The sequence below is a fragment of the Paenibacillus sp. FSL R5-0887 genome (assembly GCF_038002305.1).
In the GTDB taxonomy this organism is placed as follows: Bacteria; Bacillota; Bacilli; order Paenibacillales; family Paenibacillaceae; genus Paenibacillus_AQ; species Paenibacillus_AQ odorifer.
This window is the reverse complement of sequence record NZ_JBBOCE010000002.1, coordinates 2,472,446-2,488,368: the sequence shown is the minus strand read 5'-3', so window position 1 is coordinate 2,488,368 and position 15,923 is coordinate 2,472,446. Positions and strand designations below refer to the sequence as shown.

General features: G+C 46.7%; 14 protein-coding genes and 1 riboswitch. All 14 genes read right to left on the bottom strand.

All coding sequences use genetic code 11. The annotated features are described in order from the left end of the window. Positions 1 to 210: 210 nt before the first annotated feature. Positions 211 to 1,458: a serine hydroxymethyltransferase gene (glyA, locus tag MKY14_RS28800; protein ID WP_038573642.1), complete on the bottom strand. Its 1,248-nt coding sequence runs from the start codon at positions 1,456 to 1,458 to the stop codon at positions 211 to 213. Positions 1,459 to 1,573: 115 nt separating this feature from the next. After that, positions 1,574 to 2,158 carry a TIGR01440 family protein gene (locus tag MKY14_RS28795; protein ID WP_076099682.1) on the bottom strand — a complete coding sequence of 195 codons (585 nt, stop codon included), beginning with the start codon at positions 2,156 to 2,158 and terminating at the stop codon, positions 1,574 to 1,576. A gap of 74 nt (positions 2,159 to 2,232) precedes the next feature. Then, positions 2,233 to 2,315, bottom strand: a riboswitch (ZMP/ZTP riboswitch). Positions 2,316 to 2,363: 48 nt separating this feature from the next. After that, positions 2,364 to 2,951, bottom strand: coding sequence for a low molecular weight protein arginine phosphatase (locus MKY14_RS28790; protein ID WP_036681588.1), 588 nt, complete (start codon positions 2,949 to 2,951; stop codon positions 2,364 to 2,366). Positions 2,952 to 2,996: 45 nt separating this feature from the next. After that, entirely contained in the window at positions 2,997 to 3,569 is a 573-nt protein-coding gene (locus MKY14_RS28785) for a manganese efflux pump MntP (protein ID WP_076182070.1), read from the bottom strand. 104 nt (positions 3,570 to 3,673) lie between these two features. Further along, positions 3,674 to 5,035: an L-threonylcarbamoyladenylate synthase gene (locus MKY14_RS28780; RefSeq protein ID WP_340978074.1), complete on the bottom strand. Its 1,362-nt coding sequence runs from the start codon at positions 5,033 to 5,035 to the stop codon at positions 3,674 to 3,676. Positions 5,036 to 5,140: 105 nt separating this feature from the next. Further along, the gene (gene spoIIR / locus MKY14_RS28775) at positions 5,141 to 5,884 is read right to left on the bottom strand and encodes a stage II sporulation protein R (protein ID WP_076099806.1); all 744 of its coding nucleotides are present in this window, start codon (positions 5,882 to 5,884) and stop codon (positions 5,141 to 5,143) included. A gap of 98 nt (positions 5,885 to 5,982) precedes the next feature. Next, positions 5,983 to 7,170 (bottom strand): FtsW/RodA/SpoVE family cell cycle protein, encoded by a 1,188-nt coding sequence (locus MKY14_RS28770; protein WP_340977898.1) that lies wholly within the window; start codon positions 7,168 to 7,170, stop codon positions 5,983 to 5,985. A gap of 527 nt (positions 7,171 to 7,697) precedes the next feature. Further along, positions 7,698 to 8,882 (bottom strand): FtsW/RodA/SpoVE family cell cycle protein, encoded by a 1,185-nt coding sequence (locus tag MKY14_RS28765; protein ID WP_076123938.1) that lies wholly within the window; start codon positions 8,880 to 8,882, stop codon positions 7,698 to 7,700. A gap of 140 nt (positions 8,883 to 9,022) precedes the next feature. Further along, complete coding sequence (gene prmC / locus MKY14_RS28760; RefSeq protein ID WP_340977897.1) at positions 9,023 to 10,012, bottom strand: peptide chain release factor N(5)-glutamine methyltransferase; 990 nt, start codon at positions 10,010 to 10,012, stop codon at positions 9,023 to 9,025. Beyond that, entirely contained in the window at positions 10,002 to 11,078 is a 1,077-nt protein-coding gene (gene prfA, locus MKY14_RS28755) for a peptide chain release factor 1 (RefSeq protein ID WP_036681601.1), read from the bottom strand. Before prfA ends, prmC begins: the two co-directional genes overlap by 11 nt. A 233-nt stretch (positions 11,079 to 11,311) precedes the next feature. Continuing rightward, complete coding sequence (gene ychF / locus MKY14_RS28750; protein ID WP_036681604.1) at positions 11,312 to 12,412, bottom strand: redox-regulated ATPase YchF; 1,101 nt, start codon at positions 12,410 to 12,412, stop codon at positions 11,312 to 11,314. 100 nt (positions 12,413 to 12,512) lie between these two features. Further along, on the bottom strand, positions 12,513 to 13,880 hold the full coding sequence (locus MKY14_RS28745; protein WP_340011515.1) for a S41 family peptidase: 1,368 nt from the start codon (positions 13,878 to 13,880) through the stop codon (positions 12,513 to 12,515). Between the two features lie 169 nt (positions 13,881 to 14,049). After that, positions 14,050 to 14,520: a GNAT family N-acetyltransferase gene (locus MKY14_RS28740; RefSeq protein ID WP_232061473.1), complete on the bottom strand. Its 471-nt coding sequence runs from the start codon at positions 14,518 to 14,520 to the stop codon at positions 14,050 to 14,052. A gap of 36 nt (positions 14,521 to 14,556) precedes the next feature. Continuing rightward, the gene (fni, locus tag MKY14_RS28735; RefSeq protein ID WP_081383175.1) at positions 14,557 to 15,696 is read right to left on the bottom strand and encodes a type 2 isopentenyl-diphosphate Delta-isomerase; all 1,140 of its coding nucleotides are present in this window, start codon (positions 15,694 to 15,696) and stop codon (positions 14,557 to 14,559) included. Positions 15,697 to 15,923 lie beyond the last annotated feature (227 nt).

The following is a 15,923-nucleotide window of genomic DNA, read 5'->3' as shown; positions in this document are numbered from 1 at the left end:
ATTATGTTGTGCAACTTTGGCTTTTTCATACTATTCACATTATTTTCACTAATTTTATTGAAAGTTCCATGAACTTTCATGATTAATTTCATTCAATTCCATCTATTACCTACAGTGATATTTGTGAACAATATGCAACAAAAAAGCCTCCATCAAACCCGGAAGAGGGTATGGATGGAGGCAGAATCATTTCTTATTAGAAGCAAAGATTTAGTATTTCAACTCTGGATAAAGAGGGTATTGGTCAGTCAACTCAGCCACTTGACGCGCAGATTCTGCCAAGTTTGCCTCATCCTTCGGATTCTTTAGAACATTAGCAATGATACGTCCAATAGTGACCATCGCCTGCTCGTCCATACCACGGGATGTGACTGCAGGTGTACCAATACGAATACCACTTGTTACGAAAGGACTTGTAGGATCAAATGGAATTGCGTTTTTATTCACAGTAATCCCGATGGAATCTAGTACTTTTTCCGCATCTTTTCCGGTAATGTTCAGATTACGGGTATCCAGCAGCATCAAGTGGTTATCTGTACCTCCGGATACAATGTTAACCCCTTCGCTGATCAACGTTTCTGCAAGAACATTAGCGTTCTTCACTACATTTTGAGCATAAGTCTTAAAGGATGGCTGCAATGCTTCACCAAATGCGACTGCTTTTGAAGCAATTACATGCATCAGAGGTCCACCTTGGGAACCAGGGAATACCGCTTTATCAATAGCAGCTGCCCAAGGCTGTCTGCACATAATCATACCTCCGCGGGGACCGCGCAAAGTCTTATGCGTAGTAGTTGTAACGAAATGAGCATGAGGAACCGGGCTCGGATGAAGACCAGCAGCAACCAATCCTGCGATATGGGCCATATCTACCATAAATAGCGCACCCACATCATTGGCGATAGCGCCAAGTTTTTCGAAATCAATAATACGCGGATAGGCACTAGCACCAGCTACAATCATTTTTGGACGGTGTTTGAAGGCTGCTTTACGTACTTCATCATAATCAATTAGGAAAGTATCTTCTTGTACTCCATAAGCAACGAAGTTATAAAGCAATCCAGAAGCATTAACTGGGCTACCATGTGTCAAATGACCACCGTGCGCCAAATTCATTCCAAGAACGGTGTCGCCAGGCTTAAGTGCAGCCAGATAAACTGCCATATTTGCTTGAGCGCCGGAATGTGGTTGTACGTTGACATGATCCGCGCCAAACAATTCTTTTGCACGATCACGAGCAAGGTTCTCAACGATATCTACATCTTCACAGCCACCATAATAACGTTTGCCTGGATAACCTTCTGCATATTTGTTCGTAAGCACGGAGCCCATAGCTTCCATTACGGCTTCGCTAACGATATTCTCTGAGGCAATAAGCTCAATGTTGGCACGCTGACGTTTCAGTTCCAGTTCCATCGCTTCCAGTACTGCCGGGTCACTCTTACGCAATTGTTCCATGTTCTTATTTCCTCCCTAGTGTGTGTAGATATGTTGTATTTAAGTAGAAACGATTTGCCCGCCATAAAGAGACTTAGGTCTACGTTTCTGCAAAAAATATAAAAACTAAAGTTCGTTAATCACAAAACTGTGAACCACTTTGTTCTGGAGCACGATATACCGCACGTTCCCCGCCAATTAGTGGGGGTCTGGTCCATGCCGCATTCACTCTGGCTGCTCCAATGTATCGTAGAGTCGGACGGAAAGGAACGGCTACCCGCCGTAAATGCATTCCTATCAGTGTCTCGCCAATATCTAAACCAGCATGAGCTTCTATCGTTTCCGCCAAAACAGGATCTTTCATAGCGTGATAAGCAGCCGTAGCCATCGAACCTCCAGCACCTCGTATAGGTACAGCTGATACTTCCTTCAGACCAAGTGACTCTAGCAGAGAGCGTTCCATGACAAGTGCACGATTTAAATGCTCGCAGCACTGATACACCGGATGAAATCCTTTTTCCGCTGCTACTAAACGAACACCTTCAAGCAGTTGTTCTGCAACTTCAAGTGCACCACCAGTTCCAATCCGGACACCAGCAACCTCACTTGTGCTCACTCCGACGACAACAATTTTGCCTGACCCAAGGTTACCAGCCTCCGCCAACTCCCTTAACACAGTGACGGTGGCTTCAGTTAATGATAGCTCCACAACTTCGTCCATCACTCTACCTCCTCAAACTTCAAACAAGCTTATTTTAAACAAAAAAGAGCAGTCCGCAGGTAGCTGCGGATTTGCTCTTTTGCCCAGGCGACCGGCCGTTTATTCCGATGCTCCATCGTGGTTTGATCCACATTTGTCGCCAGTTACATCGGAACCGATTATTTGTAACTTCATCTTAAAGCAAAGTGAACTGAAAATCAACCATTTACAAATGGCGGAAGGTTTCCAGCTTATCCAGCAAACTGAATAGCGCAGTGCGAATCTCAGCAGCAGTTAGCTCATAGTCCTCACGCGTGCCACCAAATGGATCAGAAATATCGAAGCTCGGAATACGCTGGCGAATCTCAATCATCCGCTGCAGATCCGTTGCATTCGGTTCACCACCAAGGGCTAAGCTCAACTCCGCATCTGCGTAAAGGCTGTCCAATTCCTTGATATCTTCCGTCACCGCATCTTCATCATGCACGTATTCCTTCAATGTATAGGTTTTCGTTACAGCATCTGGAAAATACTGCAGCAAATGCTGCTTATGCCCACCCGTCAAGGTCAGCACAAGGTCGGCCCAAGCGACAGCTTGACCTGTCAATTGTGACGACTCCATTGAATCATGAATTCCTTCTTCCTGCAGTATAGCTGCAGCATGTCTTGATATAGAAGTACCGGAAATGGCGGATACACCTGCAGACCGCACTTCCAGGTCGATTCCACGTTCCTTCGCGAGCTTTCGTAAAAGCCCCTCAGCCATAGGACTTCGGCATGTATTCCCGGTGCAGACGAATAAAATATGCAGCATGTTTTGCACCCCCATGAAATTAAATATTCTAATGCCGTTATTGTATCAAAAGATGAATAGCAAGCCAAACCCCAGAAGTATTGCACCGCCTAGCGCTTCTCCATAATCCCCGAGACCACGACTGACATGCCGTCCAATTAGCAACCCTAGAATCGACATTAGTCCCCCGCAAGCACCGAAGGCTAAGATGGTCAAAAGTACTCCATTCACAAACATCCCCAGTGATACCCCCACGGAGAAAGAGTCAATACTGACACTGAGCGAAAGAAGTATCATCCCCCACAAGGTTCGATGATCCATAGCTCGTGAGCTTCCTGTGTCCGGACGAAAGGAGTTGTACACCATATGCCCGCCCAAAAGAACTAGAAGACCTCCAGCAGCATAAGTCGTTACTTGACCTAACAGGTGTCCGACATAACTTCCTGTCAATAAACCCAGGAGAGGCATCAGCATATGAAAAACAGCAATGAGCAGACTCATTTGCAGAATATGCAGCAGACGAATACCTTTCATCCCGATCCCTACACCGAGCGAAAAAGCATCCATCCCTAATGCAACCGCCATTATAGTAATGGTAACAATCTGCCCCCATTCGGTATATACATCTCCTAAGCCCATGCTTAACCCCCCAAGTCCGAAATATCTTGTACAACAACGATATGCGGACAAGGGGGTAATCATGACTTCATATGGGAGTCATATACGAAAAAGCAATGCCGTGGTCATCCGGCGTCGATGACAGATCCGCCGGCGGCTTTCATAAGCCGGTTCATGATTGCAGCGCCGAGGCCGGTATACGGGCAAGCCTCGGCTAAGATGTAAGTCGCTCCCGCTTCATCGAAGCGCCGCAAGGCGGCATATAGGGAGCGAGCTCCTTCCTCCGGCGAGGATAACGAGCCGAGGGAAAGAACACAGGCGGCAGGGTCGGCGGGATAAAGGGCCTTATGCTCATCGAAGAGGAGCAAGCCCGTGACCTCGCCGTTTAGCTGCGCCGCCTGAAGTTGACTTGCGGCTTCGTCCGCCACGCGCTGCGGGGAAGAGCCGCGCACTACAGCAAGCCAGCCGCGCGGCGCGTAGTGCGTGTACTTCATGCCCGGCGCGCGCGGCGCAGAATTGTCGCTAGCAGCATCCGCACCATGCTGCTCAATAAATGCGGAAGCCTTTTCGAAAGGCTCACGATTGTTAACATTCAGGCAATCCGCTGAAGATTGCGCGGTAGTTGCTTTAGCTGTGATTGGCTCAGCAGTACTGAAATCAACAACAGGGTTTGTCGTCCCCGAATCAGCCAAGACAGTAGCGGCTGCGGTTGCTGAAACAGTTGCCTCAGCTTTACCGGGCTCTGAGCTTACTGCCTCTGCTCCCACCACTGCAGCCAATTGTTCCGAAGTAATCCCGCCGGGGCGCAGCACAGCAACTTTTCCGTCAGGCTGTACCTGCACGACTGTTGACTCTAGTCCAACTCCAGCAGCACCACCATCAAGGACGCCATCAATGTATCCAGCCAAATCTTCCATCACATGCGAAGCTAATGTCGGGCTCGGGCGACCCGAACGATTAGCACTGGGCGCCGCAACTGGACAACCTGCGGCACTTATCAGTGCTAGAGCTACCGGATGATCCGGCATCCGCACACCAACCGTATCCAAACCCGCCGTCACACAGGGCGACAGTACACCTTCACGAACAGGAAGCACAACTGTCAGCGGACCAGGCCAATAAGCTGCCATCAGCGCGGCCGCCTTAGGATGCACCTCTGCAACAAGCTCGTCCAAAGCTGCCGTATCCGCAATATGCACAATTAACGGATTGTCAGAGGGCCGTCCTTTTGCCGCAAAAACAGCCTCAACTGCCGCCGTATTTCGGGCATCCGCCCCTAGCCCGTAGACGGTTTCGGTTGTAAAAGCCACGGTTCCGCCTTCACGAAGCATTGTTGCTGCCTCCGCTATCGCCAGCTTGTCAGCTTCATTCGGCTGAAATACCTCAGAGTTCGTTCCCTCAGCGGAATTCAACTTCCAGTATACAGTCTCATCTCTATTTCCACTCCGCCGCTGAACGGCGAATAAAGGATTATTGTGTTCATTCATTCTCATCACAGGCTTTCTAGAAGATATAATTTAGCTTAGCAAAAAAACGGCCCCAGTAGGGAGCCGTGATAGATCTGCTTATAAAATAGTAACATATCTGGGGTCTTACGACCATAATCCACTGATCCAGTTCCAAAGGTTTTGCAGCAGCTCCCAGACGAAGAACCGTACCTCTGGCTCAGCAGCAGTTTCTCCTGATGAAGCACTTCCTGCCGAGGAATCAGCCTGCACTGTTTTTGCAGCTGCTGATTTCACCTTAGCACTGTTATCCGCACCAGCAGCGGACACTGTTTTTGTACCTTTGTCAGCAGCAGGTGCTGCCGCATCTCCAGAGCCTGCATCGATAAAGCAAAGCGGAGGAAACAGTACACACCACCAATTTTGCCCCTTGCCCGCACCAAGTGTGACCCGAACAGCTTCATACTCCCCAGCAGGATAGACGGTGCCACCGTATAATTTGGTTGGAAAAGGGACTACGCCCAGCTCCACTTTATAGGAATATTCAATGCCCCGTTTCTCCAGCTCTGATCCAACCAACGCGTTAAGCTCCGGCAGATGATTTCTAATCAGAGCACGTGCCTGCTCCAAGCTCTGTGGATCCTCAAGAGCGGATACCCACTGGTTCATTTGCTCCACAATTTTATCGCGAATTTGCCGTTTCACCAGCTGATCTTGCGCTCCGTCAGAATTAGCTAGAATACGTAACCGTATAGATTCTTGGGGAATAGATACTTCAGCTACTGCAGCATCGGTTTTTTGACCTTCCCAAGCCATCATGAGGACCATAAAAAAACAAATTAAAATGGCAGTATACTTAAAAGTCACACGTAAGGAATCTCTTTTATCCATATGATTATCATTCATTTGTTGCAGCCCCTCTCCTCTTAACTCTCATGCTAGTAGTATGCCCGGAGATAAGAGACTGCAAACCTATGAATCTATTAAAATTATAACTTCAATGCCAGCTCCTTATGCAGCTGCAAATCTTCCTCTACATCCTGCCCATAAAGATGCACGCTCATCACGACCCCCATGCTGGCCATATTAATCAGAAGAGACGTGCCTCCATAACTGATAAACGGAAGTGTTATTCCTGTCAACGGCATCAGGCCGATAAAAGCTCCAACATTCTCAAGAATTTGATACAACAGCATAGCCGTAATTCCAATGATTAGAAATGGTCCGCTACGCTCCTTACTCTCGAGAGCAATCAATATCATCCGATGCAGCAAAATAAAAAAGAGCAAGAGCAGCAGCGCAGACCCCACAAATCCAAACTCCTCGGCAATCTGCACGAATATCGCATCCGAATAGGTATATGGGACACGATTATTCTGCACAGAGCTGCCCTGCATATATCCCTCTCCACTCATTCCCCCGGAGGCTATAGCTATTTTGGCATTTTTCGTGTGATAGCTTGCCTTATCTGTCGCTAAATCAGGTACCAGCCAAGGGTCAAACCGCTCCACTAAATGATCCTTACCAATGCCTTCAAAAAAATCGACTGCTTCATCATGATAGTTTATATAGCTCAAAATCCCAGCAAGACCAATCCCACCCACTATAAGCAAACCGATGAGCGCATGCGACAATTTGATATTCCCGATCCATAAAAGTCCAATTAATATTACGATGTAGCTAAGGGCATTCCCCAAATCATTTTGCATAATCACTATACCAAATGGAATGAACGTAAGAATGGTGAGAGGAACAATCCCTTTCCAGAAGGTTAAGGTAGACCCTTGTTTTCGAATTAAGATCGATGATAAAAAAAGAATCAATACCAATTTAAACAGCTCGGCAGGCTGAAACCTAAGTCCACCGATCTCAAGTCCCAATTGAGCACCGTTCTCTACTTTACCAATAAAACTAACCGACACTAACAAGACTAAGCCCAAGAGATAAATATAAAGTGCATGTTTAACAAATATCTTAAAGTCCACAAAAGCGAGCACAATAAAAACTACAAAACCTAAAATATAGTATTTAAGCATTTGTAAATGAAAGCCATCCAATTTCATCGGAGGCGTTATTCTTCCATTGGTTACACTGTATATTGAAAAAATACTAATCACCATCAGCAAAATCAGAACAGTAACAATTACCTTATCAATCCTTTTGAACTTTTGAAGCATCTGCAAGCCCCTTACTCTGTTAAGGTTTCAACTCTCCTCTCTCAGGGAAAGTCGTTCCTTTCTATTGTAGAACATTCGTGAATATAATTCCAAATTTATGTAGCCAATCTATAAAATATCTTTCTATTAAAATTACACTCTGACGTGATTTTACTCTATGATCCAAACCTAACGGACTCCGTAGACTTTATTTATGGATTTATTGCTTCACGGGAACTTTTGCGGACTCCAGAGTCGTTATTACTTGCCATTTTGCAGTAAATCCAGTCTTTTTGATCAAATAACGTCTTTGCGGTCCGATACTATCCAATACGTAGTTAATATTCGAGTATAAGGGCATCTGAGTCCAAGTCAGGATACAAATACGAATACGATACAAATACAAATACGAATTGCTTCCAGCTTGCTTACCTGAAACGGCCCGTATTACGTATTACACCAATCCGACGAAGCCGTCCTCCATCAAAAAGAACCGCCAGCACCCCTATTAAACAATAAGGACCTGACGGTTCTACTTTATTTCGTGGTTACACCTGTTTGGCAGCTGCATAAGGAGTAGGTTTAGGAAAATCCTCTTCCACTTCTTGCCCGTGCAGGCGCACACTCATTACCAGCCCGATGCTGGCCATATTAATGAGCAGTGATGTACCCCCGAAGCTGATGAAAGGTAACGTAATACCAGTCAATGGCATCAAGCCGATAAATGCGCCGATATTCTCAAAAATCTGATACAACATCATCGCGACAACACCGACAATCAGGAAAGGGCCAGCTCTATCCCTAGACTCCAGCGCAATCAGAATCATCCGGTGAATCAAAATAAAGTACAGCAGCAACACAAACGCCGAACCTACAAACCCAAATTCTTCGGCAATCTGCACAAAGATAGAATCTGAATACGTATATGGCACCCGATCCGTCTGAACGGAGCTGCCGTTCATGTAGCCTTCGCCGCTCATTCCACCTGATGCAATCGCCAGCTTGGCGTTTTTAGTATGATAAAGGGCTTTGGCTGTCGCTTTGTCTGGAACAAGCCAAGGATCAAAACGTTCAATCCAGTGAGATCGTCCAATATCCGTAAGAAAGGTTTTAATTTCATCGTGATAGTGGATATAACTCATAATTCCTGCAATCGCAGAACTAGCCACGATGACCAGCCCGATTAATGCATGCGTGTATTTAATATTGCCAATCCACAACAGACCCGCAAGAATCACAACGTAAGACAAGGCATTCCCAAGGTCATTTTGGGTAAGGACAATAAGGAACGGAAACAAGGTCAGAAGGCCGAGCGGCACAACATCCCGCCAGAACAGAAGCTTACTCTTATTCTTGCGGACAAGCATGGCTGCCAGAAAAAGAATCAATATCAGCTTGAACAGCTCAGCAGGCTGCAGACTCAGACCCCCCGGCAGGGTCAACCAGCCTTGCGCGTTATTTTTGGTCTCGCCCAAAAAGCTGACAAGCACCAGCATCCCTATCCCAAACAAATAAATATATATCGCATATTTCACTAATATTCTGTAATCCAAAAAGGTCATTCCAATAAAAGCTACAAAACCAATAGCATAATACATCATCATACGAATATGATGTCCGTCCAGCTTCTCTCTTCCATGAGTAACACTATATATGGCGAAGATGCTGACCACCATGAGTAATAACAGAACGACTACAATAGCACCATCAATCTTTTTAATCTTCTGAAGCACGCTCTGCCTCCCTACTCTATATCTGGGCTTTCTTTATGTTCCCCTAAGAAATCCTGCTAAATTCTATTGTAAAGGAAGTCGGATTGAAAATACAATTTCTCTACCCCGGACAAAATGGACCCTCTGCATAGCAGGCAATATTATCTCGTTATGCCTAGCACATGACGCGGGATTCCAGCCAGATCATTAATGGTGATAATCTCAGTCCAATGGCCCGTTGCCGCAAGGAGTGCAGCGACTTGCTCAGCTTGACCGAAGCCAAGCTCAAAGCCGATCAGGCGCGGCGGTGCCGGGAGCAGCGTCAGCTGCTCCATCATGCGGCGGTACGGGTCCAGCCCGTCCGCTCCGCCATCCAGCGCAGTGCGCGGCTCATGGTCGCGCACCTCACGCTGCAGCCCGGCGATATCCTCGCCGGGGATGTATGGCGGGTTGGAGACGAGAATATCCGTCTCCATCCCCGCGAACGGCTCGAGCAGATCGCCGAGCCGAAAGTCCACAGCTGTGCCATTGCGCAAAGCGTTGCGCTCGGCCACAGCCAGAGCCGCCGGCGAAATATCGCCGGCGCAGACCCGCCACGCCGGCGCTTCCGCCGCCAACGTGACGGAGATCGCACCGCTGCCAGCGCCGATATCGACGGCGGCCAGCGGTCTTGCGGCGCGCACGTCCCCCGCGCCGCCTCCGTTGCGGGCCGCAGCGCCGCCCGCGCTATCCAGCGCCGCTTCGCCCGGCGTTACAACGCCGTCCGGCCAAAGCTCCGCGCCGTAACGTAAAATCGCCTCGACAAGCAGCTCCGTCTCCGGCCGCGGAATAAGCACGTCAGGCGTCACCTCAAAAGGCCGCCCGTAGAATTCTTGCTCACCGATGATATACTGCACCGGCTCACCAGCGCCCCGGCGGGTAACTCCCGCCTCAAATGCTTCCTTAACCGCAGCTGGAAAAGGATCTGCCAGCGCCATGTAATAAGCTGCACCAGACACTCCAAGCACATGCTCCAGCAGCAATTGTGCACTGCGCTGCGGTTCATTGCAGCCGCTCCGGATCAAAAAAGAAGAAGCCTCCGCAAAGGCTTCCCGGATGCTTTTGACTTCCGACATGACATATACGCCATCGTTCAAAGCATTATTCTCCATTATCCATATTATCCATCAAGTCAGCTTGTTCAGCGATTGAAAGGGCTGAGATAATTTCAGTGATTTCTCCGTTCATAACCTGCTCCAAACGGTGCAGTGTCAGGCCAATACGATGGTCTGTAACCCGGCTCTGCGGGAAGTTATACGTCCGAATGCGCTCACTACGGTCACCCGTACCTACTTTACTCTTCCGTTCACCGGCATACTTCGCTTCTTCTTCCTGCCGTTTCATATCAGAGATACGGGCACGAAGCACTTGCAGCGCTTTTTCTTTATTGGAGTTCTGTGATTTACCGTCCTGACAGGTAGCAACGATGCCTGTAGGTACATGGGTTACACGTACTGCAGACTTGGTCGTATTTACAGACTGTCCGCCTGCACCACTTGAACAGAAGGTATCCACGCGAATATCTTTATCATGGATCTCGATCTCAAAAGCCTCAGCTTCCGGCATCACAGACACCGTAGAAGTAGAGGTATGAATACGACCTCCGGATTCGGTCGCTGGGATACGTTGTACGCGATGCGCACCACTTTCGTATTTCAGCTTACTGTATGCACCACGGCCGTTAATAAGAAAGATTACCTCTTTGAATCCACCAAGATCACTCGCGTTAACATCCATTAACTCAACGCGCCATCCTTGTGCATCAGCATAACGAGTGTACATCCGGTAAAGGTCTGAAGCGAACAATGCTGCTTCATCTCCACCCGCTGCACCACGAATTTCAACGATTACGTTCTTATCATCATTCGGGTCTTTAGGCAGCAGCAATACGCGGATTCTCTCTTCCAGCTCCACTTGACGTTTGGAAAGGTCATCAATTTCCATCTTGACCATTTCTTTCATTTCATCATCAAGCTTTTCGCCTTGCATCTGCTTAGCAGCTTCAAGCTCTTCCATTACACTCTTATATTCAGTATACGCCTCAAATGCGGGCTGTAGGTCTGATTGTTCTTTGGAATAGTCCCTCAGTTTCTTACTGTCGTTTGCAACATCCGGATCACAAAGCAGTTCACTGAGCTTCTCATAGCGGTCCGCCAGGGATTGCAATCGGTCCAACAAGGGAATTCACCTCTCCTGATTCAATTTCAAATTCGCAAATATAACATCAAATTTGTACTGTCATAAAAATAGATATACGACTTTATATTATACCAAAGATATTGTGAAATGGCTACAGTTCCGTACGCACAATACCTTAATAAAAAGCTTATATTTTTAAAAAGGATCATCCCAGCAATAGAAACTCCCACTGCTCGAGATGACCCCTTTATCATTCGTACACTTAAAACTTCTTAAACGTTAAAACGGAAATGCATTACGTCGCCGTCTTGCACCAAATATTCTTTACCTTCAAGACGTAGTTGACCACGTTCCTTCGCACCGTTCATGGAACCAGCTGCCACAAGATCCGCGTAAGCCACTACTTCAGCTCGGATAAATCCGCGTTCGAAATCTGTATGAATCACACCGGCAGCTCCAGGTGCTTTGGTGCCGCGGCGAATCGTCCACGCCCGAACTTCCTGAACGCCTGCTGTGAAATACGTATACAAGCCAAGCAGTTTATAAGCCGCTTTAATCAACCGGTTAAGGCCGGATTCTTCCAGTCCCAGCTCTTCCAGGAACATAGCTTTATCTTCGCCTTCAAGCTCAGCAATTTCTGCTTCCACCTTAGCACTGATCGGAACCACTTCTGCACCTTCAGTAGCTGCAAAATCGCGAACTTGCTGTACATAAGGATTGTCCTCAGCACTTGCCACTTCATCTTCACTTACATTCGCCGCATACAGCACTGGCTTCAATGTTAACAGATGAAGATCGCGGATAATAAGCTTCTCGTCATCAGACAATTCTATACTGCGTGCAGGTTTATCTTCGTAGAGCACTTCTTTGACGCGTTCTAGCAGTTCAACTTCTTGAGCGTATTTCTTGTCGCCGCCTTTGATATTCTTACGGGAACGCTCAATCCGCTTCTCAATGCTCTCAATATCAGCAAGAATCAGCTCCAGATTAATGGTCTGGATGTCGCTGATCGGATTTACTTTTCCATCAACGTGGGTAACGTTCTCATCTTCAAAACAACGAACCACATGCACGATAGCATCTACTTCACGGATATGGGCCAGGAACTTGTTGCCTAGTCCTTCTCCTTTACTCGCACCACGCACGAGACCCGCAATATCAACAAATTCAAAAGCAGTAGGTACGGTCTTGTTCGGCTGTACCAGCTCAGTCAGTTTATCAAGACGTTCATCTGGAACTTCAACAACACCAACGTTAGGGTCAATGGTACAAAAAGGGTAGTTAGCGGATTCTGCTCCCGCTTGCGTTATCGCATTAAACAATGTGGATTTTCCTACGTTAGGAAGTCCGACGATTCCAGCTTTCAAAGCCATTTATATGACAACTCCTATTTTCAGCTAAATTGATCATCCGAATAAGCTATACGATCTAAACCATTATATATTAGAACATATTCGCCAGCAACACCGGATGTCAAGCAGATGTGTCCGAACGCGCAAGCTCTAATACCTTTTTTATCGCCGGCTGGTCCAGTAATGGCTTAGATTTATCTGGATCAACCTCCACATCAGGCACAGTCTTTACCTCTTCATTACAACTTCCATCAGAATTCAGACCCATTTCAAAGGAAAACCTGAATACATAACCGCTATTTGGCAATGCAACAACAAGCGGATCTATCCCTAGTCCATCCCCACCTGTCCTGCCGCCTACAACCGTTGCAAACCCGGTGCCTTTTGCAAAGGCTGCAAGACCTTCCGCTGATGAATACACAGAGCTATCTACCAGCAAATAGATTTTCCCTTTAAATCCAACAGATTTATTAGGAGTTACTACATCATTTATTTTTCTATATGTCTTGAACATCTTTAAAGCCTCAGATGGCAGATTAGGCAGTTGCTCATCTTTGATGCCGGAAATAGGTTGTTGCCCGGCTGTGATCTGACGTGCCTGCATAAAAGTCTCCGCATATTTGCCTCTTGTATAAAGGAAGTAAGTATTATATTCGATAGTTTTATTAATCAACAGAGGAACAATATGAATTCTCCAATAATTACTGTTTCCTCCGCCATTTCCGCGGATATCTAATATTAAGGTCTTATAGTCCTTTACCTCTATTAAAAAATCATGGATCTCGGAGCTGTCCATCTCCATGAGACTCCCGTCAAAGCTTTGCATGCCGAGATAAGCGATTCGATCGGGCTCTATAATGACTTTTTTTACATTCCCAGAAGTCTTTTTTGTTACATCTCCTACTCCATCTCCACCATTATGCATATCATTATTGAGTTCATTAGAGCTTTGCTGCTCCGCTAAAGGTTTCTGGTTGTAACGGGCCAATACGTTAGGCTGTTGAACCACGTCGATCCAAGGTTCATAACCAAAACCTGCTTGAACATAGGTATGTAGATACCAAGGATATTCCTCCTTGGATATAAAATTCGTATGCCCATTGTTTAATCTGCTAAGGACAAATCTCATTCGTCTCAAAAACTCATCATCCGATTTCACGGCTGCTATTTTATTGCGGTATTCCTCTTTTTTAGCAAGCCAATCCTCTCCATTGAGACGTTTATTCACCTCTAGGAAAGGATAGTTCTCCTCAATAATCTTCCACATATAATCAAAATCCTCTAGCCTTTTTTCTACTGTCAATGAAGGCAACGCTACTTTCGATTGTTCTTCAACTACAGCTGAAGAGGCTAGCGGTGCAACCGGACTTGCCTGGACTTGCTCAGACTCAGATTTCTTCTTTCCTGGTAAATCGCCACTGTTGCAGCTAACCAGTAATAGTAATACTACTGCGGAAACAACCACCCACGATACAGTCCTTGGCCTCACCTTAATCCCCCCTTTTCTCTCTTTATGACTTAATCCATTTTCAGGAAGTTATTTTTTAATCATATTTTCCTAATCATCCTAAATCAAATATATTTATCACAATTATTTACATAATAATTCAGTAGAACAACAAAAAAAAGACCTCTTTCGAGGTCCTCACACTTATGGACTATAGATCTTTAGACATCGTGATGTCAGTTACGATATACCCCATTTTTTTGTATAGCTCAAATGCGCGATTGTTCTGGCCGAAGACGTGCAACCCGATTTTGGTAACATTCATCTCCCGGGCTTCTTCATCGAGTGCGATCATAGCCTGCTTGCCATAACCCTTACTCTGGAACGGTTCAAAAACATAAAAATCATAAATGAAAGCCTCGCGGCCACCACGACCTTCACTTACGTTAAACCAGATATAACCCACCTGTTCATCACTGCTTATTTCTACTATGGAATATAGATAAGCACCATCTGTGTGCAGCCCTTTTGGCAAAGAGCGTGTTATAGCTTCCTCAGACAGCTTCATCGCGATCTCTGGATCCCAAGCACCGGCGCTGATCTTATCTTCCGCATAATCCCGGGTAGCTTGACCTAAGAAAAATTGAAAGGCCGACTCATCCATATGGATCAGTTTAATCATAATCTTACTCACTTCCTCGCTTCAATATTTACCATCCTATTTACGTATTAAACGGGAAGTTCCACGTAAAGTTGCTAAATCTGGAGCGCCAATACCAAACATTGCTATTTTCAGCTCCAGTTCTACCTGTGCTAATGCAGCATCCAGCGCCTCTTCAGAATCGACAGCCGGCCCTAACAGATTGCGGCCAAAGCCTGCCAGATCAGCTCCAAGTGCCAATGCTTTCGCTGCATCCACGCCATGTTTCAGTCCGCCGCTGCCAATCAAAGCGCCCTGCGGAGAAACTGCACGCACCTCTGTGATACAATCAGCTGTTGGAGTGCCCCAATCCGCGAAAGCCTCCGCAGCTGCCCGCCGTATAGGATCTACACTGCGGAACTTCTCCACCTGACTCCAGGATGTCCCGCCTGCACCCGCAACATCAATAAAAGCCGCTCCTGCATTATAAAGACGTGCAGCTGCATCTCCATCAATGCCCCAGCCTACTTCTTTCACACCTACAGGGACTTCAAGTGCCCGGCATACCTTCTCTATCTGCGATAGCAAAGAGGCAAAACCAGTGTTCCCTTCCGGTTGAAAGACCTCTTGCAGGCCATTCAGATGTAGTACAAGAAAATCAGCACCTGCGATATCCACAGCCCGGCGACATTCCTCAATCCCAAAACCATAGGACAGCTGTACAGCACCAATATTGGCGATAACCGGAATATCAGGCGCTTGATCCCGCACATAAAAGGTTGCCGTAAGCTCAGAACGCTCCACTGCCGCCCGAACCGAACCTACACCCAGCGCCCAACCCCGACGCTGCGCAGCTGCGGCTAACCGGGCATTAATCGCTCCTGTAGCTGCACTGCCACCTGTCATCGAGCTGATGAGCAGCGGCGTACGCAGCTTACGATCCAAAAACGTAGTCTGCAATGATATATCGTCGAAATTCAGCTCTGGCAGAGCATTATGCTGAAATCTGTAATGTTCAAACCCTGTAGTCACACCGACGCCACCTACTTCCTCATTTAGGCAAAGGCGTACATGTTCAATTTTGCGTTCGCCTGTCTTCGATGTAGGCAATAAAGATCTTTTGTCAGAAGCCTCTGCAGCCGGTAGGTCCTTGCCATGATCTGCGCCAGACTGCCTAGTCGCATCATATGGCACGGCCTCTTCTGGCGTATGATTCATGCTGCGTTCCTCCTATTTCCAAACTCGATTTATTATAACATATCCCTACAGATGAATTTACAATATGAGGTTAGCGATTACAATTCTCCGGTTTCGTAATCATTAATTTCATAAACATCGTACTAATTGCTCAAACTCATTATAGCTAGCCGAATGTTATTTCATTACTGTTAAGGATATTTGGGCTGCTTCATTTCGCTCCACTAGGTGTTAATAGGTTGGTAATA